Origin of the sequence: Acinetobacter sp. VT 511 (assembly GCF_001077515.1) — a bacterium.
Lineage (GTDB): Bacteria > Pseudomonadota > Gammaproteobacteria > Pseudomonadales > Moraxellaceae > Acinetobacter > Acinetobacter schindleri.
In genome coordinates this window covers 176,071-198,639 of sequence record NZ_LFRE01000089.1, presented here as the reverse complement: position 1 = coordinate 198,639, position 22,569 = coordinate 176,071, and the positions used below count along the sequence as shown (strand labels likewise).

23 protein-coding genes, 5 tRNA genes and 1 other RNA gene are annotated in these 22,569 nt (G+C 44.2%); 18 read left to right on the top strand and 11 right to left on the bottom strand.

Annotated elements, in window-relative coordinates; translation table 11 throughout:
- Nucleotides 1-4 precede the first annotated feature (4 nt).
- The gene (gene yhbY, locus ACS72_RS13745) at nt 5-328 is read left to right on the top strand and encodes a ribosome assembly RNA-binding protein YhbY (protein ID WP_004814942.1); all 324 of its coding nucleotides are present in this window, start codon (nt 5-7) and stop codon (nt 326-328) included.
- Nucleotides 329-339: 11 nt separating this feature from the next.
- Nucleotides 340-879 (top strand): DOMON-like domain-containing protein, encoded by a 540-nt coding sequence (locus ACS72_RS13740; protein ID WP_048882411.1) that lies wholly within the window; start codon nt 340-342, stop codon nt 877-879.
- A gap of 102 nt (nt 880-981) precedes the next feature.
- On the opposite strand, the gene ACS72_RS13735 is transcribed toward ACS72_RS13740, so the two are convergent.
- Together ACS72_RS13735 and ACS72_RS13730 are read right to left on the bottom strand one after the other, a co-directional pair.
- Nucleotides 982-1,203 (bottom strand): hypothetical protein, encoded by a 222-nt coding sequence (locus tag ACS72_RS13735; protein WP_048882410.1) that lies wholly within the window; start codon nt 1,201-1,203, stop codon nt 982-984.
- A 100-nt stretch (nt 1,204-1,303) separates the two neighbouring features.
- Nucleotides 1,304-1,795, bottom strand: a complete 492-nt coding sequence (locus tag ACS72_RS13730; RefSeq protein ID WP_048882409.1) for a hypothetical protein — start codon at nt 1,793-1,795, stop codon at nt 1,304-1,306.
- 308 nt (nt 1,796-2,103) lie between these two features.
- Between ACS72_RS13730 and carA the strand changes: the two genes are divergently transcribed.
- The 3 genes from carA to greA all read left to right on the top strand — a co-directional run bounded on the left by carA (nt 2,104) and on the right by greA (nt 7,064).
- On the top strand, nt 2,104-3,246 hold the full coding sequence (carA, locus tag ACS72_RS13725) for a glutamine-hydrolyzing carbamoyl-phosphate synthase small subunit (protein WP_004814933.1): 1,143 nt from the start codon (nt 2,104-2,106) through the stop codon (nt 3,244-3,246).
- A 13-nt stretch (nt 3,247-3,259) separates the two neighbouring features.
- Nucleotides 3,260-6,490, top strand: coding sequence for a carbamoyl-phosphate synthase large subunit (gene carB, locus ACS72_RS13720; RefSeq protein WP_048882408.1), 3,231 nt, complete (start codon nt 3,260-3,262; stop codon nt 6,488-6,490).
- A gap of 97 nt (nt 6,491-6,587) precedes the next feature.
- The gene (gene greA, locus ACS72_RS13715) at nt 6,588-7,064 is read left to right on the top strand and encodes a transcription elongation factor GreA (protein ID WP_005222895.1); all 477 of its coding nucleotides are present in this window, start codon (nt 6,588-6,590) and stop codon (nt 7,062-7,064) included.
- Nucleotides 7,065-7,142: 78 nt separating this feature from the next.
- Here the strand turns inward: greA and ACS72_RS13710 are convergent, their stop codons facing one another.
- Nucleotides 7,143-7,724, bottom strand: a complete 582-nt coding sequence (locus tag ACS72_RS13710) for a TetR/AcrR family transcriptional regulator (RefSeq protein ID WP_048882407.1) — start codon at nt 7,722-7,724, stop codon at nt 7,143-7,145.
- Nucleotides 7,725-7,864: 140 nt separating this feature from the next.
- On the opposite strand from ACS72_RS13710, the gene ACS72_RS13705 reads away from it, so the two are divergent.
- From ACS72_RS13705 to ACS72_RS13695, 3 genes are all read left to right on the top strand, one after another.
- A complete protein-coding gene (locus ACS72_RS13705; protein ID WP_048882406.1) occupies nt 7,865-8,260 on the top strand; it encodes a RidA family protein in 396 nt (131 codons plus the stop codon).
- Nucleotides 8,261-8,365: 105 nt separating this feature from the next.
- Entirely contained in the window at nt 8,366-8,992 is a 627-nt protein-coding gene (locus tag ACS72_RS13700) for a CatB-related O-acetyltransferase (RefSeq protein ID WP_048882405.1), read from the top strand.
- A 37-nt stretch (nt 8,993-9,029) separates the two neighbouring features.
- Complete coding sequence (locus ACS72_RS13695; RefSeq protein WP_048882404.1) at nt 9,030-9,902, top strand: hypothetical protein; 873 nt, start codon at nt 9,030-9,032, stop codon at nt 9,900-9,902.
- 37 nt (nt 9,903-9,939) lie between these two features.
- Here the strand turns inward: ACS72_RS13695 and ACS72_RS13690 are convergent.
- The 4 genes from ACS72_RS13690 to coaD form a co-directional block, all read right to left on the bottom strand.
- A tRNA-Met gene (locus ACS72_RS13690) sits at nt 9,940-10,016 on the bottom strand.
- A 72-nt stretch (nt 10,017-10,088) separates the two neighbouring features.
- An RNA gene (rnpB, locus tag ACS72_RS16995) (RNase P RNA component class A) lies at nt 10,089-10,466 on the bottom strand.
- Nucleotides 10,467-10,492: 26 nt separating this feature from the next.
- On the bottom strand, nt 10,493-10,756 hold the full coding sequence (locus ACS72_RS13685) for a YfhL family 4Fe-4S dicluster ferredoxin (RefSeq protein ID WP_034434081.1): 264 nt from the start codon (nt 10,754-10,756) through the stop codon (nt 10,493-10,495).
- A gap of 1 nt (nt 10,757) precedes the next feature.
- Complete coding sequence (gene coaD, locus ACS72_RS13680; RefSeq protein WP_004814921.1) at nt 10,758-11,249, bottom strand: pantetheine-phosphate adenylyltransferase; 492 nt, start codon at nt 11,247-11,249, stop codon at nt 10,758-10,760.
- A gap of 139 nt (nt 11,250-11,388) precedes the next feature.
- Between coaD and smpB the strand changes: the two genes are divergently transcribed.
- Nucleotides 11,389-11,868 (top strand): SsrA-binding protein SmpB, encoded by a 480-nt coding sequence (gene smpB / locus ACS72_RS13675; RefSeq protein WP_048882403.1) that lies wholly within the window; start codon nt 11,389-11,391, stop codon nt 11,866-11,868.
- 59 nt (nt 11,869-11,927) lie between these two features.
- Here the strand turns inward: smpB and ACS72_RS13670 are convergent, their stop codons facing one another.
- From ACS72_RS13670 to rluD, 3 genes are read right to left on the bottom strand one after another with little or no spacing between them, the layout of a single operon-like run.
- Nucleotides 11,928-12,488: a flavodoxin family protein gene (locus ACS72_RS13670; RefSeq protein WP_048882402.1), complete on the bottom strand. Its 561-nt coding sequence runs from the start codon at nt 12,486-12,488 to the stop codon at nt 11,928-11,930.
- 40 nt (nt 12,489-12,528) lie between these two features.
- Nucleotides 12,529-13,269: a peptidoglycan editing factor PgeF gene (gene pgeF, locus ACS72_RS13665; RefSeq protein ID WP_048882401.1), complete on the bottom strand. Its 741-nt coding sequence runs from the start codon at nt 13,267-13,269 to the stop codon at nt 12,529-12,531.
- 40 nt (nt 13,270-13,309) lie between these two features.
- Nucleotides 13,310-14,362 (bottom strand): 23S rRNA pseudouridine(1911/1915/1917) synthase RluD, encoded by a 1,053-nt coding sequence (gene rluD / locus ACS72_RS13660; RefSeq protein WP_004814917.1) that lies wholly within the window; start codon nt 14,360-14,362, stop codon nt 13,310-13,312.
- A 71-nt stretch (nt 14,363-14,433) separates the two neighbouring features.
- Between rluD and ACS72_RS13655 the strand changes: the two genes are divergently transcribed.
- On the top strand, nt 14,434-15,423 hold the full coding sequence (locus tag ACS72_RS13655; protein WP_004814916.1) for an outer membrane protein assembly factor BamD: 990 nt from the start codon (nt 14,434-14,436) through the stop codon (nt 15,421-15,423).
- Between the two features lie 190 nt (nt 15,424-15,613).
- The gene (locus ACS72_RS13650; protein WP_048882400.1) at nt 15,614-17,548 is read left to right on the top strand and encodes a DNA primase; all 1,935 of its coding nucleotides are present in this window, start codon (nt 15,614-15,616) and stop codon (nt 17,546-17,548) included.
- A gap of 65 nt (nt 17,549-17,613) precedes the next feature.
- On the opposite strand, the gene hemA is transcribed toward ACS72_RS13650, so the two are convergent.
- A complete protein-coding gene (hemA, locus tag ACS72_RS13645; RefSeq protein ID WP_048882399.1) occupies nt 17,614-18,897 on the bottom strand; it encodes a glutamyl-tRNA reductase in 1,284 nt (427 codons plus the stop codon).
- Between the two features lie 79 nt (nt 18,898-18,976).
- Between hemA and ACS72_RS13640 the strand changes: the two genes are divergently transcribed.
- The 7 genes from ACS72_RS13640 (at nt 18,977) to ACS72_RS13610 (ending at nt 22,564) form a co-directional block, all read left to right on the top strand.
- Nucleotides 18,977-20,689 (top strand): tetratricopeptide repeat protein, encoded by a 1,713-nt coding sequence (locus tag ACS72_RS13640; RefSeq protein WP_034425016.1) that lies wholly within the window; start codon nt 18,977-18,979, stop codon nt 20,687-20,689.
- Between the two features lie 7 nt (nt 20,690-20,696).
- On the top strand, nt 20,697-21,278 hold the full coding sequence (gene lolB, locus ACS72_RS13635; protein WP_004891964.1) for a lipoprotein insertase outer membrane protein LolB: 582 nt from the start codon (nt 20,697-20,699) through the stop codon (nt 21,276-21,278).
- A gap of 22 nt (nt 21,279-21,300) precedes the next feature.
- Nucleotides 21,301-22,131 carry a 4-(cytidine 5'-diphospho)-2-C-methyl-D-erythritol kinase gene (gene ispE, locus ACS72_RS13630; protein WP_008307607.1) on the top strand — a complete coding sequence of 277 codons (831 nt, stop codon included), beginning with the start codon at nt 21,301-21,303 and terminating at the stop codon, nt 22,129-22,131.
- A tRNA-Gln gene (locus ACS72_RS13625) sits at nt 22,130-22,204 on the top strand. The genes ispE and ACS72_RS13625 overlap by 2 nt, the downstream gene beginning before the upstream one ends.
- Before the next feature lie 26 nt (nt 22,205-22,230).
- Nucleotides 22,231-22,305, top strand: a tRNA-Gln gene (locus ACS72_RS13620).
- Between the two features lie 18 nt (nt 22,306-22,323).
- Nucleotides 22,324-22,398 (top strand) — tRNA-Gln (locus ACS72_RS13615).
- 91 nt (nt 22,399-22,489) lie between these two features.
- Nucleotides 22,490-22,564 (top strand) — tRNA-Gln (locus ACS72_RS13610).
- The last annotated feature ends 5 nt before the right edge of the window (nt 22,565-22,569 follow it).

Below are 22,569 nucleotides of genomic sequence, written 5' to 3'. Positions count from 1 at the left end.
TCTCATGGCGTCTTTATCTATTCAGGAACGTAAACGTTTACGTCAAATCGGACATGCATTAAACCCGGTGGTAATGCTTGGTGACAAAGGCCTGACTGAAAATGTGATCGAAGAACTTGAGCGTGCGCTTAACGACCACGAACTGATTAAAGTGAAAGTTGTGGCTGAAGATCGTGAAGCACGTGCTGTTCTCATTACTGAGATCGTTGAAGCAACAGGTGCTGAAATCGTACAAACCATTGGTAAAATCGCGTTGCTTTACAAAAAAGCGCCGAAACAGAACCAAAAACTGTCTAACCTTGTTCGCTTTGCGCACTTGTCTAACTAAGTTCAGGATCTATGGCTAGTTACGAACTGAATGCATTCGATCGTCGTTTTCAGGCGATCTCGCTGGTCGGCGCGATTGAACAGCAAGGCCCATCCACATTGAATGTGGGTTTTTGGCTACGCGATCCGAACCAGTATGTGCTTTGGCCAGAACTGGTCGCAGCACACCCCCGTCAGGACTTTCTCTGGGAACAGACGTGTTTTGAAATTTTTATTGGGGTAAAGGAAGAGGATTTTTATCGCGAAATCAATCTCTCTCCTTCTCAGGCTTGGCAAGCCTATCAGTTTGAAGAATACCGTTATCCGGAAGAAATGCCGCCACAAGTGGCTTATGATATCGACCTGAACCAGCTCAAGCGTACCCATTATGGACTCAATGTCAGCTTGGATCTAACCGATTTCATGGCCCTGAACAAGCTAAAATGGGCTGATCTGTTCCTTGGCTTGTCTGCTGTATTGAAAACCCCTCAAGGCGATCAATACTATGCCATGCAGCACAGCAGTCCACAGGCAGACTTTCATAACAAGCGTGACTGGTTACATGTGTTCTAGGATGTAAATACTCTCCTGTAATACACAAATGATAAAAATATAAAAACGTGAGGCTCATCGGTCTCACGTTTTTTATTTTGCCTGAAGTTCAGGGTAAGTAGATTAGTGATGTAGTCTTGCATTTCTCTGTACTGCTGTCACAGCAGCGTAAAAAATCAGAATCATAGTAATCGCAATAATGAAAACTGCGGCCTGTAAAACACTGAAATAGCTAAAACTCAGTATTACCATGGCAAGATAGGCTAGACGGCTTTTCCAGGTTTCAAGATTTAAAACCATGATCAAGGCAAGTAGCAATATTGCCGCTATAAGATGATGTTGCATCATGACCCCCTATTTTTGTTTTATGAGTCAGTGTTGCGTCTAATACGAAAGGAGAACATAGATGCTCCCCTTCGGCTGCTTTTTTTGTTTTGTTGCTTGTTTAACTTTTTAGATCAGTTTCTTTTTCTTCGGTTTCTCCTTTTACAACGACGGGTTTAACTTTTTTCAAAACTTCAATCGTACTGTCTTTAGAGCGTTTTAGGGTATCTGCCAGATGATCCTTATGCTTGGTTGAAATCTGGGTGACATCTTCTTTTAATTCTTTACCGAGTTTTGATAGATCATCAATGACCGCATTAAATTCGGTTTTAATGAAGCTGGTCAGTTCATTCAACTCTTTTTGTGAGCTAAACAACTGCTCTTTCAGGGTATCGATGCGCTGCAGTAAATCCTGTTTAAACTGGGTTAGCTGATCAGTTACAGTATTGCTCAGTTTTTTTACTTCAGCTTCAATATTTTCTTTGCTTTCGCCAAGCGTTTCCACTGCCTGCTCTTTCGCCTCTATTGCTGCTTTTTCAAGCTGCTCGGCAGTTTCAGTGACAACGACATTCAGATTTTTTTTAGATGTTGTAGTTTTAGTTGTGGTAGCCATGTCTTTTGCCTTTAGTTATGTTTTGACGCTTTCATATTAGTAAATTCGATAAAATTTAAGACTTGATTTGTCTGACAATTATTAAATGGTTACATTTTTCAACATTGATCACGAAACAGACTTTCAAGCAAAAAGCAAGCCATTTATCTCATACTTTTGCAGCAAAGCTATTGGACTTAGCAGGTGTTACTGCGTATAATGCCGTGTTAAGTTCAAGCGAGCAGACATAGGAGGGTAGGTTTAAAAATTAACCTTCCTTTTTTTTCGTCTACTCGCTTTTTTACAGCCTAAATTTCAGGAGCTTTGGTTTGAGCACCCCAGCAATTTTAGCCCTTGCCGACGGAACTATCTTTAAAGGTACTTCGATTGGCGCATCGGGTTGTACGACTGGTGAAGTCGTTTTCAACACTGCCATGACTGGCTATCAAGAAATTTTGACTGATCCAAGTTATGCACAGCAGCTTGTAACTTTAACTTACCCACATATCGGTAATACGGGTTGCAACGAAGAAGACGCAGAATCAGGTCGTATTCATAAAGTATGGGCAAACGGTTTAATTATCCGTGACCTTCCTTTATTACACAGTAACTTCCGTGCTGAACAATCCCTAGGTGAATATCTAGAACAGCACAATGTAGTGGCTATTGCTGACATCGACACGCGACGATTAACTCGAATTTTGCGTGATAAAGGTGCACAAAACGGTTGTATCCTTGCAGGCGAAAACATCACTGAAGAAGAAGCACTTGAAAAAGCACGCGCATTCGGTGGTCTGAATGGTTTAGACCTTGCAAAAGAATGCTGTGATCCTGAAGGTTTTGAATGGACTGAAGGTTCATGGACTTTAGGTAAAGGCTTCGCTCAACCAGAATTTAAATTCCATGTTGTTGCATACGATTACGGTGTCAAAACCAACATCTTACGTATGCTTGCAGATCGCGGCTGTAAATTGACCGTTGTGCCTGCGCAAACTCCTGCTGCTGACGTACTTGCACTGAATCCAGATGGCGTGTTCTTGTCGAACGGCCCTGGCGATCCAGCTGCATGTGACTACGCAATTGAAGCTGTAAAAACAATTGTAGAAGATGCCCGCAATATTCCTGTATTCGGGATTTGCCTAGGTCATCAGATTCTTGCGCTTGCAAGCGGTGCCAAGACTGTGAAAATGCCTCACGGCCATCACGGTGCCAACCATCCTGTACAGAACATTGAAACTGGTACAGTGATGATTACTTCTCAAAACCATGGCTTCGCAGTGGATGAAAGCACCTTGCCTGCGGTATTACGTGTGACTCATCGCTCACTGTTTGATGGTACTAACCAAGGTATCCATCGCACAGACAAACCTGCATTCAGCTTCCAGGGTCACCCTGAAGCAAGCCCTGGTCCACATGACTGCGCACCATTGTTTGATCATTTCATCGAACTTATCGAAGCATCTAAGAAGTAATTAAGGAAGCATCATGGCTAAACGTACAGACATTAAAAGCATCTTAATTATCGGTGCTGGTCCTATTGTGATTGGTCAGGCGTGTGAGTTTGACTATTCAGGCGCGCAAGCGTGTAAAGCGCTTCGTGAAGAAGGCTACCGTGTTATTTTGGTGAACTCTAACCCGGCAACCATTATGACTGACCCTGCAATGGCAGATGCAACGTATATCGAACCGATTACCTGGCAGACTGTTGCAGCAATCATTGAGAAAGAACGTCCAGACGCAGTTCTTCCTACAATGGGTGGTCAAACAGCATTGAACTGTGCCCTTGCCCTTGATGAGCACGGCATTTTAGAAAAATACAATGTTGAGTTGATCGGTGCGACCAAAGAAGCAATTGAAAAAGCTGAAGACCGTAAACTGTTCGACCAGGCAATGCGTAAAATTGGTCTTGAATGTCCAAAAGCAGACATTGCCGAATCAATGGAAGAAGCTTTAGAGATTCAAGCACGCTTCGGCTTCCCTGTGATTATCCGTCCATCATTCACCATGGGTGGTTCAGGCGGCGGTATCGCATACAACAAAGAAGAATTCATTGAAATCTGTGAACGCGGTTTCGATCTTTCTCCAACCAAACAGTTATTGATCGATGAATCATTAATTGGCTGGAAAGAATACGAAATGGAAGTTGTTCGTGACAAAAACGACAATTGTATCATTGTATGTACCATTGAAAACTTCGACCCAATGGGCGTGCACACAGGTGACTCGATCACTGTTGCGCCTGCGCAAACCCTTACAGATAAAGAATTCCAGTTACTACGTAACGCTTCTCTAGCTGTACTTCGTGAAATTGGTGTAGAAACAGGCGGTTCTAACGTTCAGTTCGGTATTAACCCGAAAGATGGCCGTATGGTGGTGATCGAGATGAACCCGCGTGTTTCTCGTTCATCTGCGCTTGCGTCTAAAGCAACTGGTTTCCCAATTGCGAAAATTGCGGCGAAACTAGCTGTAGGTTATACCCTTGATGAACTGAAAAATGACATTACTGGCGGTACAACACCTGCATCATTCGAACCTGCGATTGACTATGTAGTTACTAAGATTCCTCGTTTCAACTTCGAGAAATTCCCACAAGCTGATGCAACTTTGACAACACAGATGAAATCTGTGGGTGAAGTGATGGCCATTGGTCGTAACTTCCAGGAGTCTATGCAAAAAGCGCTTCGTGGTCTTGAAGTCGGTGCATCTGGCTTTGATGAGAAAATCGAAGCGGGTACTGAAGGCGCGCGTGAGAAAATCTTACAAGAGCTTAAAGTTCCAGGTCCTGAGCGTATCTGGTACGTGGGCGATGCATTCCGTCACGGTTTCACGCTTGATGAAGTCTTTGCTGCGACGAACATCGACCGTTGGTTCTTGATCCAAATCGAAGATATCATAAAAACTGAAAACCAAATCAAAACTTTAGGTTTTGGTGATTTGAATGCGGATAACATCCGTGCATTCAAACGTAAAGGTTTATCAGATCTTCGCATTGCGAACTTGATGGGCATTTCACAAAAACAATTCCGTAAACACCGTTGGAACCTGGGCGTAACGCCAGTTTACAAACGTGTCGATACATGTGCTGCAGAATTCGAATCTGATACAGCTTACATGTATTCAACTTACGATGAAGAATGTGAAGCAAATCCATCGACTCGTGACAAGATCATGGTGATTGGTGGCGGCCCTAACCGTATCGGTCAAGGTATCGAATTCGATTACTGCTGTGTACACGCTGCCCTTGCAATGCGTGAAGACGGCTATGAAACCATCATGGTGAACTGTAACCCTGAAACTGTTTCTACGGATTACGACACATCTGACCGTTTGTACTTCGAACCAATTACACTTGAAGATGTGCTTGAAATCGTACGTATCGAGAAGCCAAAAGGCATTATCGTTCAGTATGGTGGTCAAACACCTTTGAAATTGGCTCGTGCTTTAGAAGAAGCGGGTGCGCCAATCATTGGTACATCTCCTGATGCGATTGACCGCGCAGAAGACCGTGAACGCTTCCAGCAAATGATTCAACGTCTGCAACTTCGTCAACCAAACAACAGCATCGTAAAATCTGCTGAAGAAGGTATGGCTGAAGCGTCTAAAGTAGGCTATCCACTTGTGGTACGTCCATCTTACGTCCTTGGTGGCCGTGCGATGGAAATCGTTTATAACGATGAAGAACTTAAACGCTACCTACGTGATGCAGTTCAAGCATCAAACGAAGCGCCTGTTCTGCTTGACCGTTTCCTGGATGATGCAATCGAAGTTGACGTAGACTGTGTCTCTGACGGTAAAGACGTTGTGATTGGCGGCATCATGCAGCATATTGAACAAGCAGGTATTCACTCAGGTGACTCAGCATGTTCGATTCCTCCTTATTCTCTGTCTAAAGAGATTCAGGACGAAATGCGTCGTCAAACAATTGCAATGGCAAAAGAACTTGGCGTAATTGGTCTAATGAACGTTCAGTTTGCGGTTAAAGGCGAAGACGTTTACATCCTGGAAGTGAACCCACGTGCATCACGTACTGTGCCGTTCGTTTCTAAGTGTATCGGCGAATCTTTAGCGAAAGTGGCTGCACGTTGTATGGCGGGTCAATCTCTAGAATCTCAAGGATTCACTTCAGAGATTATCCCTGAACACTTCTCTGTAAAAGAAGCAGTATTCCCATTCAACAAATTCCCTGGCGTTGACCCGATCCTTGGCCCTGAGATGAAATCTACAGGCGAAGTGATGGGGGTTGGTAAAACATTCGGTGAAGCATTTTATAAAGCTGTTCTAGGTGCGAACGAACGTCTACCCGGTCTTCCGACAGAAGGTGAAGTGAAACACGCATTCATTTCTGTACGTGACTCAGATAAACCTCGTGCAGCAGGTATTGCGAAACAATTGATTGACCTAGGCTTCAAGATTCTTGCAACTGATGGTACATTTAAAGTGATTAGCGAAGCTGGTCTTGAATGTGAACGCGTAAACAAAGTAACTGAAGGTCGTCCAAACATTGTGGACCGTATCAAAAACGGCGAAATCCACCTTGTAATCAATACGACTGAAGGTAAAAAAGCGCAGGAAGATTCATTCTCGATCCGTCGTTCAGCGCTTCAAGGTAAAGTGTATAACACAACTACCTTGAATGGTGCGGACGCAGTATGCCAAGCTTTAGCGATTAAATTGCCGATGGATGTATATCGTTTGCAAGATTTAACAGTAGGTTAATTCGTTACTGAGAAGTCCCGCCACCTTCTCGGTGGCGGGCTTTTTTTCATTTATACACTTTGTATTCTACTTACATACCTAATTTTGAGGGACAACTATGCAACGTTATCCTATGACTCCTGAAGGCAAACTTGCCTTGGAAAAAGAATTACATCAGCTAAAAACTGTTGATCGCCCGCGTATTACAGCCGCAATTGCTGAAGCACGTGAACATGGAGATCTAAAGGAAAATGCAGAGTATCATGCTGCACGTGAACAACAGGGCTTCTGTGAAGGTCGTATTCAGGACATCGAAGGTAAACTTGGTGCTTGCCAGGTGATTGATGTTAAAGCGCTGGAGCAAAACGGTCGTGTTGTATTTGGCGTAACAGTGACCATTGAAAATCTGGACACTGAAGAACAAAAAACTTACAAAATCGTGGGTGATGACGAAGCAGACTTTAAGATCAACAAGATCTCTGTGAACTCTCCGATCGCACGTGGCCTTTTAGGTAAAAACGAAGGCGATGAAGTGAAAATCGTGACACCACAAGGTGAAGTGGAATACGAAATTTCCAAGGTTGAATATATCTAATTTTTATTTAGATATTTTTAGGCTGTAAGACCCCTCGCTTGAGGGGTTTTTTATTGATCCTGAAAATCTCCATCGATTTTATTTTAAGAAGCCAGAAGCCAATGCTTCAAATGCCTGTAAAGCCTGAGGTAAAACCTGTGCAGGATCATCGCTGGATGCCACCCAGAGGGCTGCATTCATTGCTGCGCCATTTAGCAAGACCGCGGTAGCAAGCGCATCGACTGGTTTTAATCGACCTTCAGCCAGTAACTGTTCTACACATTCACGTGTTGATTGCAAGCATTTATTTTGACTTGGCCAATGCGCTGGATCACCCAGCACAGCCGGCCCGTCACGCAGTACAATGCGCTGGAATTCCGGATTCAGGGCATTTTGAATATAGGTCCACCCTTCTAGCATCAATCCTTCCCAAAGATCATCAGGCTGCTCCAGATGTTGCTGGGCAGATGAAGCCATTTCTGAATCAATCTGATCGACCACCGCCGCAAATAAACCCTTTTTGTCACCAAAATGATGATATAGCGCACCACGGGTCAGCCCTGCTTCTGCTGTGAGTTTATCCATTGAAGTCTCTGCATAGCCATATTCCCCAAATGCACGGCGTGCCACTTGAATCAGTTTTTTACGGGTCTCGGCCATTTTTAATTCACGAACAGACATTTCTATTCTCACTTCAGCATTACAAAAATTTTAATTGACATACGCAGCGTATGTCAATTATGTTTACATACGAAGCGTATGTTAAACTGCCAAACGCTTTAAGAAAGGATTTTCATAGTAATTTTTTAAAGAGAATAGCCATGACTAGAACTGCAATATTTCCCCAAAATCGCCATGCTTTGTATGAACAGCATGGTTATTCTGCTGCCATCAAATCAGAAGATTTATTATTTGTTTCTGGTCAGGTTGGTAGCCGTGAAGATGGCAGTCCTGAACCTGACTTTGAGAAACAGGTAGAACGAGCTTTTGAAAACTTGGCTGCTACATTGGCAGCGGCTGGTTGTACTTTCGATGATATTGTCGACGTCACCACTTTTCACACCAATCCTGAACAGCAATTTGAAAGCATTATGAAAGTTAAAGACCAGATTTTTACGCAAAAGCCCTATCCGAACTGGACAGCTGTGGGCGTGACCTGGCTGGCTGGTTTTGATTTTGAAATTAAAGTCATTGCCCGTATCCCTCAAAGCACTTAGATCAGCATTTACTTTAAAATTTTCTTCACGGACTAGATTGAGATTGTTAATTCAGCTTGCAGCACAATTCGGTATAATGACCCATTCCTTATTGTTCTTGCCTCTATGTCTGAAAAGTTAATTAATTCGCCTGTGAATCATTGGTGTGAATTCGAGTTCATCTCAAAAACTGTGAAGAACCCGAATATTCATATTAAAGGGAATTATTCCTACTATTCAGCCTATTGGGATCAAGGTTTTGAGCGCTGTGTAGTACGTTATTTACATGACAAGCCTGCAACGCCTGAGAAGCCGATTGATCAGCTTTATATCGGTAATTTCGTCTGTTTTGGCGCAGAATGCGTGATTATGATGGGTGGCAACCAACTGCATCGTACAGACTGGATTTCAGCCTTCCCGTTTGATACACGCAGTTTTGTCCCTGCTGGCGATACAGTGATTGGCGATGGTTGCTGGATTGGCTCTCGTGCCATGATTATGCAAGGTGTGACGCTAGGCGAAGGTGCTGTGGTGGCAACAGGTGCGGTTGTGACGAAAGATGTACCACCTTATGCAGTCGTTGGCGGTGTACCTGCGAAAATTATTAAGTATCGTTTCCCTGATGAAGATATAAAAAAACTGCTGTCACTTAAGCTTTATGACTTAGATGAAAAGCAGTTTCTAAAAATGCGTGAGCAGTTGCAGACGGATGATGTTAAATCACTATTCCATCATGTACAAAATTTCATCTAAACATTATATTTATTCCAAATAATTATTTTGAATAAATATGCAACTTTCAACTAAAACACTGGAAAAACTGCGCGACCTTATTAATGAAACTACCGAATATAGATCCGGCCCTAAAATTATAGATTTTTTTTCGGCTTTTGATTACACAGATGTATATGGTCAAGGTTTTCCATCAAGATGGGCATACACAGATTCTCGTTTAGCAAAGATAAATAGTAGCGAAAAGATAAAAATCTGCATTCAAAAACTCTTTAATCCTATTAATTATATGGATGACCTAAAGAGATTGGATACGCTAATAGCTGATTTTAATAAGTATCTTCAATTTGATAAATTTCTAGTTGTTCGAAAAAACACAGAAATTCATCTTAAACCTATTCATGAAATAAATCTCGATGAAAACTTACATACAGAAAAAGAATATCTAGAAAATAACTTTATTAAACACGAATTCAAAGTTGATTACTCACAACTCAATTTAATACCAACACTACTTCCTGTAATTGATAGTCGAATGCGAGAAATTGAAAAAGCATTTAAAGCAGAAGCGTACTTATCAGTAGTCTTACTAGCAGGTAGCACACTAGAAGGATTATTCTTAAATATTGCATCCTCAAACCCTAAGGTTTTTAATTTATCTCCACATAGTCCTAAAAAAGATGGAAAAGTTAAAAATTTTGATCAATGGACGCTCAATAATTTTATTGAAGTATCCCATTCCATTGGAATAATCGAGAAAGATACCTATAGATTCAGCAAAGAACTAAGAGATTTTAGAAATTATATTCACCCATTTCAGCAAATGACTGAAAGATTTTCGCCTAGAGAACAAACAGCAAAAATTTGTCTACAGGTCTTAAAATCAGCCATCTCAGATATTCAAACTAACAAAAATAAATTTCAGCCATAAAAAAACCCACTCAATCGGAGTGGGCTTTTTCAGAATATGGTGGCTATGACGAGACTTGAACTTGTGACCCCCGCATTATGAGTGCGGTGCTCTAACCAACTGAGCTACATAGCCTTAAACTGTGCGCGCATTATGGGATTTTCTGTAAATCACGTCAACCCCATATTGTGCTGTTTGATCAAAATTTGTTGAAGTGAGCCGATAAGCCGGGTTCTGTCGTGAACGATCATTCCTCTAGGCGCACAATCACTCATGCGCTCAAGCGACCTACCCGAATCCAGCATGGGCCATGCCTAATGGATTCCTATTTGGTCTTGCTTCCGGTGGGGTTTACCTCGCCATGAACTGTTACCAGCCATGCGGTGCGCTCTTACCGCACCCTTTCACCCTTACCTCCGATTCCGATTGCTCAGAACCATAATGAAGGCGGTCTACTCTCTGCTGCACTTTCCGTCGGCTCACGCCGCCCAGGCGTTACCTGGCACCTTGCCCTATGAAGCCCGGACTTTCCTCCCCTGCTTCAATCACGGAGATCTCCACAGCAGCGATCGTCTGGCTCACTTCGAGCCGCATAGTATCAAATCTGGCAACTAATTGCTTGATGTTTTTTGAGCAGTCAGTTTTTCATACTTGGCTTGAAGCTGTTCCTGCGTCTCTGCATGGTTCGGATCCAGCGGGATACAGTCTACAGGACAGAATAACTGACACTGCGGTTTATCATGATGTCCGACGCACTCGGTACACAGATCAGGATTGATCTCGTAAATGAGTTCCCCCATATAAATTGCCTCATTCGGGCATACAGGTTCACAGACATCACAGTTGATGCATTCATCGGTGATATATAAAGACACGCTACCAACCTTGTTGAAGTTTACGCTCGAAGGCAGCAACCACGTTTGGCGGAACAAACTTGGTTACATCCCCTCGCAAGCGGGCAATTTCACGCACCAGAGTGGATGAAATAAAGGAATACTGTTCTGAAGGGGTTAAAAATACCGCTTCAAAATGTGAATCCAGCTGACGGTTCATATTGGCCAACTGAAATTCATACTCAAAATCTGACACTGCACGTAGACCACGCAGGACTGCTGTAGCATTCTGCTCACGGAAGAAATTCACCAGCAGGCCGTCAAATCCTACAAATTCAACATTGTTCAAATGGCTCAACGACGCTTGGGCCAGCTCAACTCGCTCTTCCAGACTAAATACCGGGTTCTTGTGATGTCCAATCGCAATTGCAACCACCACTTCATCAAACATCTTTGCTGCACGGGTCACCAGGTCAATATGGCCATTGGTGATCGGATCAAAGGTCCCCGGATAAATTACACGAGTTTTAGTCATCCATTTTTACTCTGTTTATTGTGTAAGTTTTCCATTTTAACAAAATCTTGATTTTTTGGCGAAGAAACTCCATCAATTTAAAAACTTCAACTCAATTAAAGTTGCGGTACAATAGCAGCAAGTTTGGAAGTATCAGATTATGGCGAAAGCAAGTATTGTAGTTAAAAAAAATAACGGCGGAACGATTGCGCTAAACAAACGTGCCCGTCACGATTATTTTATTGAAGAAAAATTTGAAGCTGGGCTTTCCTTACAAGGCTGGGAAGTAAAATCCTTGCGTGCTGGTCGTATGACCATCGTGGAGAGCTATATCACCTTTAAAAATGGTGAAGCTTTCCTGTTTGGTGCCCAGATTCAGCCGCTATTGAGCGCGTCTACCCATGTAGTGCCTGAAGCGACGCGTACCCGTAAACTGTTGCTGAATCGCCGTGAAATTGAAAAACTTCTGGGTGCAATCAACCAAAAGGGTTATTCATGCGTACCACTGGCTTGCTACTGGAAAGGTCCACATGCCAAGCTGGAAATTGCGTTGGTAAAAGGTAAACAGCTGCATGACAAGCGTGCAACTGAGAAAGACCGTGACTGGCAACGCGACAAAGCGCGAATTTTCCATCGCTAATGGTTACATAATGCCTATAAAAAAACCTCCATGTAATGGAGGTTTTTTTATGAATCCAATTAAGCCTTCAGATTCATACGGGCCAGCGTCAAGGCAATATATTCACCGAACCACAGCGCAGTTTTTAAATCCCCTTCAGGTGGGGTTACTTCAACAGGTGCATTATCCGATTGAGTCATCAAACCTAAAAAGCTGGACATACGATTCAGGTCAGTTACGCCACGCCCAGTTGGCATTAATGGCAAACCTGCCCATAACATGCCGTGCTGCATCGCAAACAGGTTAATCTGCTGCAAGACAGCCAGCTTGTCCCCACTTAAGCCACCACCATTGGTAAAGGCTGCTGCCAGCTTGCCTTGCCAGCTACGTGCCAGCCAGCGCTTGGACGACTGCTCCATAAACAGCTTCATCGCAGAGGTTAGACTACCCATATAAGTTGGACAGCCAAAAATAATGGCATCTGCGGCGTCCAGCACCTCCCAATCTATATGTTCGACATTCATCATATGCACCTGAACACCAGTTTCCCGTGCACCATCGGCAATGAAATTTGCCACTTTAGCCGTGTGTCCATAAGGACTGTGATAAACAATCGCAATAGATTGGGAAGATAGGGACATAATACTTAAAAACCAAGAATTTCAGTCAAGTTTAACATTTTCAAGCCATAAACACGAATGTTGCCATACGTCCGGTCTTGGCTTCACGGCGATAAGAGAAGTATTCATCTGCCTGACGGTAAGAGCACTGATCACCACCCAGCACAGTTTTGATACCATGCTGATTCAGGATATAACGGGCAATTGCATACAGATCGGCATATTGCTTGCCTGCCTGCTCTCCTGCCTGAAATGCACTGTCCAGTTCAGGATATTTGGAACAGAAAGCTGCTTTTACTTCTGCGCCAATTTCAAAACACGGCTGACTAATCGCCGCACCGAGCCATGCCCAAGTCGGCGGAGTCTGCATGGCAGTAATTGTATTTTCCACAATCCCCCCTGCCAGCCCGCGCCAGCCTGCATGTAAATTGGCAACTTCTGTGCCATCTGCATTTCCCAGTACCACAGGTAAACAGTCTGCGGTCATCATCATCAAGGCGTGCGCTTTGCGCTGCGTCACCAGACCATCACCGATCAGCGCCTCAAATGGCATCTTCTCATTGATGGTATGACAAATCGTGCTATGGGTTTGGGTCATCCAGGTGATTTTATCCACGCCAAAAGGCTGGAAGTCTTTTAGCAACTGGATGCGATGTTTTTGCACACGCGCCGGATTGTCATTGACATGCAATGCCAGATTAAAGCCCGCCAATTCTGGCTGCTCCGATGGCTGTACCTGTTCATGATGAACACGGGTCTGCCCTACATAAACGCCTTGAGGCAAACCTTGTACAAATTGCATGTCTCTTTCCTTTTAATGACCAATGCTGGAAATGAAGAAATTAATAAGCCTTGTTTTCGCTGCGCAGTACTTCAACCAGATTGGTGAAATCTTCTGGCCACGGCGCATTAAAGGTCATTTCTTCTTTGGTCCGTGGATGTTTCAGACCTAAAGTCGCAGCATGCAGTGCCTGACGTTTAAAGCCACGCAAGGTATCTTCAAGCAACTGTGAAGCACCGGCTGGCATACGGACACGCGGCATATACACCTGATCACCCACCAGACCATAACCGATATAGCTAAAGTGCACACGGATCTGGTGAGTACGACCAGTTTCCAGACGCGCTTGAACACGGGTAAAGTGCTGGAAGCGTTCTTTCACATTGTAATGCGTGACTGCATCTTTGCCACCTGGAAGTACGGTCATTTTGACACGATCTACCGGATGACGTTTGATTGGCTCATCAATGGTACCGCCGGCAATGATGTTGCCATACACAACCAGATCATAAACGCGGTACACCGATTTTTTCTCAAGCTGACGGCTTAAAGAGAATTGCGCTTCAAGGTTTTTCGCAACGACCAGTAAACCCGAGGTATCTTTATCGATACGGTGCACCAGACCGGCACGCGCCAGTTCTGCTGATTTTGGATAATGATGCAATAAGGCATTCACCAAAGTACCAGAACTATTGCCTGCACCCGGATGTACGACCATGCCAACTGGTTTGTTGACCACAATAATGTCATCATCTTCATAGATGATATCCAGTGGAATATCTTCAGGAAGGCTGCGGGTCTGTGCTTCAAGTTCAACATTTAATGTAAGCGTTTCAAAGCCATCACATTTATATTTAGGCTTTACAGGCTGGCCATTGACCAATAAATTACCGTCTTTGATCCACTGTTTCAGCTTTTCGCGGGAAAAATCGCTCCATACGATCGCGGCAACCTGATCGATACGCTGGCCCAGATAGGTTTCATCCACTTGAAATTGCAACGCTAAACGTGTTGCAGTTGTGTCTGAAGTATGGTTATCTGCATCCTCAGAATCTTCAAGTAAATTAAAATCAGTTTCAGGGAAATTAGAATTGGAAGATTGTGCTTGACTCATTTGCTCATTCAGACAAAAGTGGTTTAATAGTGCAATTGTAGCTCATTGCCCGTATTAACAGAGGAATTTTTATGTCGCTACCACATTATAAAATGACAATGCTTGCAATTACGTTAGGCGTTGCATCGGCAATGGTAGGCTGTAGCAGTAATCCAACAAAAAAAGACGTCGTGGATAAAGGCCCTGAAGCCAGCGAACAGGTTTATATTCAAAAAGCACAAAAAGCGCTTGATCGTCAGCAATATAGTGATGCTGCACGTCAGCTTGAAGGTCTGGAAACCTATTTCCCTACCAGTCAGTATGCAGCTCAGGCGCAACTGGATCTGATCTATGTCAAATTCCAGCAAAAGGATTTTGAAGGTGCAGTAGCATTGGCTGAACGCTTCATCCGCCTGAATCCACAACATCCAAATGTGGACTATGCCTACTATGTGCGTGGTGTAGCCAACATGGAGCAGAACTATAACGGTCTGCTGCGCTATACCAAACTGAAACAGTCACACCGCGATGTCAGCTATCTGAAAGTGGCTTATCAGAACTTCGTCGATTTCATTCGTCGCTATCCTTCAAGCGAATATGCAGTTGATGCTGCTCAACGTATGAAGTTTATTGGTCAGGAACTGGCTGAGCACGAAATGAATGCGGCGCGTTTTAATATCAAGCGTAAAGCTTACCTTGCGGCTGTTGAACGTGCGCAATGGGTGATTGAACATTACCCACAAGTGCCACAAACTCCAGAAGCTCTGGCGACCATTGCCTACGGCTATGACAAGCTCGGTGATAAAGCAACTTCACAGCAATATATCGAAGTGCTGAAACTGAACTATCCAAATCTGGTGAATGCCGATGGTACAGTGGACTTAAGTTCAGCACGCAGTGAAGGCAGTTTCTTTAACCGTGCAACCTTAGGGATCTTCGGTAAAGAAGCGCGTACCTATTCAGGTTCTGACAATATTCCGGAACCAAAACAGGAACGCAGCCTGACCAATCGCATGTCATTTGGTTTGTTAGATCGCCCTAAAAACACTGAAACTGAACAGCCTGAACCGACTGCTGAATAAGCCGACTGTTACAGGTGCAATTTTGCAAAGGGCAAGGTATCATACTTGCCCTTTTGCCATTTCTGAGCAGCGCTTGAACAAATCGTGCAAAAGGTATACAAAGGAATTTATATAGAGCCGGCTTAATTCCTACTCTTAATTTTTCAATGATTTACACCTTATAAACGCAGCACGAGAAGCTCAGCAGACTATGGCCATTCCTCAACATACGATTGATCAGATTCTCGATCGCACCGACATTGTCGATGTGATTGGTCAATTCGTGAAATTAAAAAAAACTGGCCGTACCTATTCGGGCTGTTGCCCTTTCCATCAGGAAAAATCGCCTTCTTTCCACGTTTACCGTGACAAGCAGTATTTTCACTGTTTCGGCTGTCAGGCCAATGGGAATGCCATCCGTTTTTTAATGGACATTGGCAACCGTAATTTCATTGAAGTGATGAAAGACCTGTCCAGTCAGACCGGCATTGAATTACCTAAAGATAATCAGGAATCCAGCAAGCTTAAATATAAGCGTGAAGCAGCGAAGCCTAAAGCTGCAACAAAATCGTCTGCGCCAAAGGCAGCAACCAATACATCCAATAATCAGAATCAGGCACCTTCAACTGCCAGTGATACTGCATCGGCCGCCAGTTTTGACCCTTTTGCAGAGTTTCAGAATCCTGAACAGGATTACTATAGCGATCCGTTTGCTGCTTTTGAGCAAATGCCAATGCAGGACGCGCCTCAGGAAGGCAACCTGTTTGACCTATTGGAAAATATCGCACAGTTCTATGAGCGCCAGTTACCGAATAGTGCCAGTGCACAGCAGTATTTCCGCCAACGTGGCCTCAGTGCTGAAACAATTGCCTATTGGCGCTTAGGCTATGCACCGGAAGACTGGCAGCACCTGGAAAAAGCTTTCCCGCAGGATATTGAAGGTCTCAAGCTCTTAGGTTTGATTCGTACCAGCGACAATGGTCGTGATTTCGACCTGCTTCGTGACCGGGTGATTTTCCCGATTCGAGATGCGAAAGGTCGCGTGGTCGGCTTTGGTGGCCGTGCGCTCAATGATGAAATCAAGCCGAAATATATCAACTCGCCGGATTCGGAAGTTTTCCATAAGAATCAGTTGCTGTATGGCCTGTATGAGGGCCGTAAGCAGAAAGCCCAAGAGTGGCTGATGGTCGAAGGCTATATGGATGTCATTGCCTTGCAGCAATATGGCATTCATGGTGCTGTGGCGACACTGGGGACTGCCAGTAATACCGAACATCTAAATATCCTGTTCAAGCAGAATCATCGTATTACCATTGCCTTTGACGGTGATGCTGCCGGTCAGAAAGCGGCACGACGTACACTTGAGATTGCCCTGCCGTTACTCAATGATGGTCGTGAGCTGAAGTTCTTTGTACTGCCAAATGACCATGATCCAGATTCATTGATCCGTCGTGAAGGCATTGAAAACTTTCGCCGTCTATTAGATCAGGCTCCGCTGTTATCCGATTTTGTATTTGCTCATCTGGCTCAAAACCATGATGTGACTACACCTGAGGGTAAAAGCCAGGTCATGGCAGAGTTGCGTCAGCTGACCGAGCTATTACCAAAGCAAGGTTCTTATCGCTATTTGCTGCAACAGTTTTTCCGGGAAAAACTGGGCTTTAACCGCAAATGGCAACCCAAGGTTAATAATGATGCCAGCTTAAGCTTTAGTACTAAGATTGATGCTGAAGAATATGTAATTGCAATCTTGCTGAATCATCCCTATTTGTACATTCATTTTGAACCATTGCGTGCCTTGGTTTCACCGGACCAATTGCTCTATAAGATCTTGAATATTCTGAATGTGATTTTTGATGATCTACCAGATGATCCAGAATTGTCGACTTATTATGTACTCGGTGCCTGTGCCGCACATCACCATGAATTACAGCACATCCTGCAACATGCCAATGTCAGCGACTATACCTCTTCTCCTGAACAGGCAGACAAGCTGGCAGCTGATTTCTCGACCAAGCTGCAATATCAATGTTTAAAAAACAAGATTAAGTCGAAGAAATTTAGCAGTATTGAAGAAATGAAGAATCTGAAGTTGCAGATTTTTGAGATTGACCGGAAGCGTACCATGACACTGCTTGAAGAATAATTTTCTTATTTTAAGTTGAGTAATGGAGATCTGTAGATCTCCATTTTTTATTGGATCGAAAACATCTAGTGCTTTGGTTTACGGCGTTTTAGCATGACCTCATGCAAGGTATGCTGTACCATCTCAAAACAGCTCGGGTCTTCAGCTTTGGCCGCTTCACGCAGCACAATCGAAGTGGGATGTAGCAGCTTTTGAGTCAGACGATGTGATAAATCTGCCAGTACCTCTACAGCTAGATCACCTTTGGCAATACGTTGCATGGCATGGGCCAGTTCTTCTTCACGTAACTGTTCACCATAGTCACGATAGGCATGAATAGTGTCACCTGCCAGATTTACTTTCTGTTGGGTAACCAGTTCAGTTGCCAGCTGATTGACCATTACTTCCGCTTCAACCGCCGCCTGACGACGCTGTGCCAGGTTTTCCTCAATCACGCTTTGCAGGTCATCGACACCATAGAGATAGACTCCATCCAGCTTTTCAACCTTGGCATCGATATCCCGCGGTACAGCCAGATCAACCAGTAGCATTTGCTGGTAACGGCGTTTCTTTAATGCGGCTTTGACATCAGCAAAATGGATCACCTGATGCAGACTACCTGTACAACTGGAAATGACATCAGCACGATGCAGGTTCGCTGCCAGCTGATCAAATTCAATAATTTCAACATCGACACGATGCGCGATTTCCTGTGCCAGACTTTCAGCACGTGCGCGGGTACGGTTGCAGATAATGACCTTACCGACACCCATTTCCGCCAGATGCTTGGCCACCAGGCTATTCATTTCACCTGCGGCAACAATCATGACGGTCAGTTTTTCTGGCTTGGAAAAAACCTGAATCGCCAGCTGTGCCACCGCATACCCCATCGATACAGCATGACTCCCCACTGCAGTTTCCGAACGCACACGTTTGGCTGCATAGAAGGTATATTCAAATATACGGTTGAGGTTTGGCGAAACGGTATGAGCTTCTTTAGCCAAGGATAAAGCGGTTTTTACTTGTCCCAGAATCTGCGGTTCACCTAACATCAGTGAATCCAGACCACTGGCGACACGCATCAGATGAGTAACTGCCTGAGCATTTTCATAGCGATACACATGGTTTTGCAGCTGCTTGACATTAATCCCATTTTTTTGGGCGAGCCAGTTCAGCACCATGTCGACATTGTCAGACATCGCGTAGATTTCAGTTCGATTACATGTAGACACCACCACCATGTCATTCAACTCAGGGTGCTGGCTTTGTTCAGCAAGCAAGACACTTAATTTTTCAGGATTAAAAGCGACTTGTTCACGAAGTTCTACAGAGGCAGTTTGATGGTTGACACCCAATGCAAAGAAAGACATATCAGGTCATCATTTCACTAAATTTATGCTATTGTGCAACATCGGTGTCATAAAAAGCATTACTTGGATCAAGAAAAAATTGCGATATATCAACAGCCGTGGTCACGGCCATACAATTAAGCAATATTCTACCACATTCTTACTTGTGGGTAGCATGGCTTCCACTGCCCAGCTTCAGGCAGCAGGAACAGTTTACCATGCCAACCCAAATTATGAAGCAATAAAACAGAGTATGATCGCCGAGTTTGCTTTAGCTTCCAACGACATTCCAACTGCACTACATAACTATACTGTGCTGGCCATCAAGAGCAATTCCACCACAGTAAAACAACGTGCCTTGAATGTTGCTTTGGAACATGATGATCTGCGTGCAGCCCTTGATATTTCGACACATTGGGTAGTTCAGGAACCACAAGATGTCCCAGCAATGTTCTATCTGGCGCATATCGCCTTAAAAGCCCACGAATATGAACTGGCAGCAGAAACCCTAGATAAAATTCTACAGATTGATGACAGTGCCGATCTGGAAGAAATTCTTGCAGGAATCGTCCCAACAGATACTGACGATCGAAATTATCTGATACAGGCACTCAGTTCCAGCAAAGCCAAAAATAACCCCTCTATTCTTGTCCTGGTCGCAGGACTGGAAGCCCAGAATGGTCAGTTTGAACAGGCACTGCTGACCATTAATCGTGCTCTAAAGAAGCGTCCCAGATCTACGGGCTATATTCTGCTGAAGGCCAATCTGTTACAGGCCTTAGATGACCAGGAACAGACCTTAAAATGGTATGAAAAAGCCAGCAACAAAAACCGCAACAATATCGAAGTGCGCCTGGCTGAAGTCAAATACCTGATCAAGCTCAATGAAACTAGATTAGCCCTGCAAAAACTGGAAACTATTCTAAAAAAATGGCCTACGCATGAAGAGGCCTTATTTATTGCAGGCCTGACCAGTATTGACCTTGAAGAGTACGACAAAGCAGAAAAATATCTGGTCGAACTGCGCTACTCAGATCAGTATCAGAATGAAGCTTATTATTATTTGGCGATTAATGCCGAGCGTAAGCAGCATTATGAAACTGCCAAAGCCTATTACCGTTTGGTGGATGGTAGCTTATACACCGTTTCCAGGCGTAACATGATCTCTATCTTCAGCAAGCAGGAAAAACTGACAGATGCCCTGCGTTTCCTGACCCAGGAACGAGTTAATTATCCACAACATGCCAGTTTTCTGTATCTGGCTCAGGCAGATATCTTAAAAAAGATGGACAACAAGAAAGCTGCCCTGCGTCTACTGGAGGAAGCCAGCAACAATCTGCCAGATGATCCGGAACTGGTCTATGCTCAAGTACTATTGTTAGATCCACATCAGGATCGTCTTCTGCTCGATCAGTTGCTGAAACGCTTATTGAACATTGAACCGAATAATCCAGCTTATTTGAATGCCTATGCCTATACACTGGCAATGCAGAACCGTCGTCTGGAAGAAGCCCGTCGTTATGTCGAGCAAGCACTGGAATATGCTCCTGAGCAAGCCTCGATTTTAGATACCTTCGGCTTTATCTGCTATCAGCAAAATGACTTTGCTACTGCTGCTCTAGCTTGGGAAAAAGCCTACAACCTGAATCCGAGCGCAAAAATTGGCGTACGACTGGCTCGCTCACTGTACATGAACGGTGATATTGAACAATTCCAACAAGTCTTTAAACAATTACAACAAAATTATCCGGATGATCCTGAATTAAAGCAGCTTCATTCGTTATTGTTATCACCACCGATGAAAACGAGTTAATTCTATTATGCCTAAGCTTAGCCAGCTGGCCTGTTGCTTCCTTGCATCAGGCACTTTGATTCTGACCGGTTGTCAGCAGATTGCGCAACCGAAACAACCTGCCACATCGGCAATTCCAACTGCTGAAAATGAATTCCAGCTCCAAGGCAAGATTGGTGTGCGTACCCCACAACAAAGTGGCAGTGCCTTCTTTACCTGGGCACAGCAGCAGGAACAATTTGATATTGAACTGACGGGTATTCTGGGCGTAGGCAAAACCCAGATCACTGGCCAACCTGGTCAAGTTTCGCTGAATAGCGCCAAAACAGGTCTAATTAAAGCTGCTACACCAGAAGAGCTACTGCAACGTGCAACTGGCTGGCAGGCACCGATTACCCATCTGGTCGATTGGGTACAGGCTCGTCCTGCGACCAGCAATGCCCAATTGCAAAAAGATGATACTCAACGCATCAGCCAGATTATTGAAGATGGCTGGACCGTGGATCTCAGTTATGCAGCACAGGCACGTCTGCCAAACCGCCTGATTTTAAAACAGACACTTGGGAATGGCGGTGAAAACCGTATTACAATGGTGATTCAAAATCGTTAATGCATTTGATTGAAACTTAACCATGATTCGTGTTCCCTCGCCTTCTAAACTGAATTTGTTTCTCCACATTACGGGTTGCCGACCAGATGGTTATCATGAGCTGCAAAGTATTTTTCAGCTGATTGATTTGTGCGACTGGCTGGAGTTTGAGCAAACTGCAGATAAACAGATTCAGATTGAAGGGCTGGCATCTGTCGATCTGGAACAAAACCTGATCTATCGTGCGATTCAGGTGCTTAAACCTTATGCAAAAGCTTATTCGGGTCTAAAAATCCGTCTGGAAAAAAATATTCCGATGGGTGCTGGACTGGGTGGTGGTTCATCGAATGCTGCCACCACTTTAATTGTCGTGAACCAGCTTTGGGATTGTGGGCTAACAATTGAGCAGTTAGCTGAACTGGGTGTCAAGCTTGGTGCCGACGTGCCGATTTTTGTTTATGGCCGAAATGCATGGGCAGAAGGCATCGGTGAACACTTAACATTCATTGACTTAGATCAAAAACAGTTCATTGTGCTCAAACCTGACTGTTTTATCAGCACTCAACTGCTTTTTTCACAAAAAACGTTGACAAGAGACACGAAGAGCTCTAAATTTTGCGCCTATCAGATAACGCCATCTGATTTCGGAAATAACTTTGAGCCACTGGCAAGAAGCTTATATCCTGAAGTCGATGAAGCAATGCAGTATCTCGACCAGTTCGGTGTTGCAAAGCTTACAGGTACAGGTGCCTGCGTGTTTATCGAAGTAACTGAAAAGATGAATGTAACCAACATTCTTGAAAATGCACCATGTAAAGCTTACCTGGTGAATAGTTTACAAGAATCACCATTACGTCATTTTAAGGTTTGTTAGGGGTATCGCCAAGTGGTAAGGCAGCGGGTTTTGATCTCGCCATCCGTTGGTTCGAATCCAGCTACCCCTGCCATTTTTCACCTGTAGATGTACTGTAGTAGGGGCGTCGCCAAGTGGTAAGGCAGCGGGTTTTGATCTCGCCATCCGTTGGTTCGAATCCAGCCGCCCCTGCCATCTTACAGTCATCAAATTAGGGGCGTCGCCAAGTGGTAAGGCAGCGGGTTTTGATCTCGCCATCCGTTGGTTCGAATCCAGCCGCCCCTGCCATTTTCTCAAAAAAGACAGGACATGGTTTTGCAGTAAGAGTGTTAATTTACCTTGACACAATACCGCAAAAATATTAAAGTTCTGCCGCATTAGGGGTATCGCCAAGTGGTAAGGCACCGGGTTTTGATCCCGGCATTCGTTGGTTCGAATCCAGCTACCCCTGCCATCTAC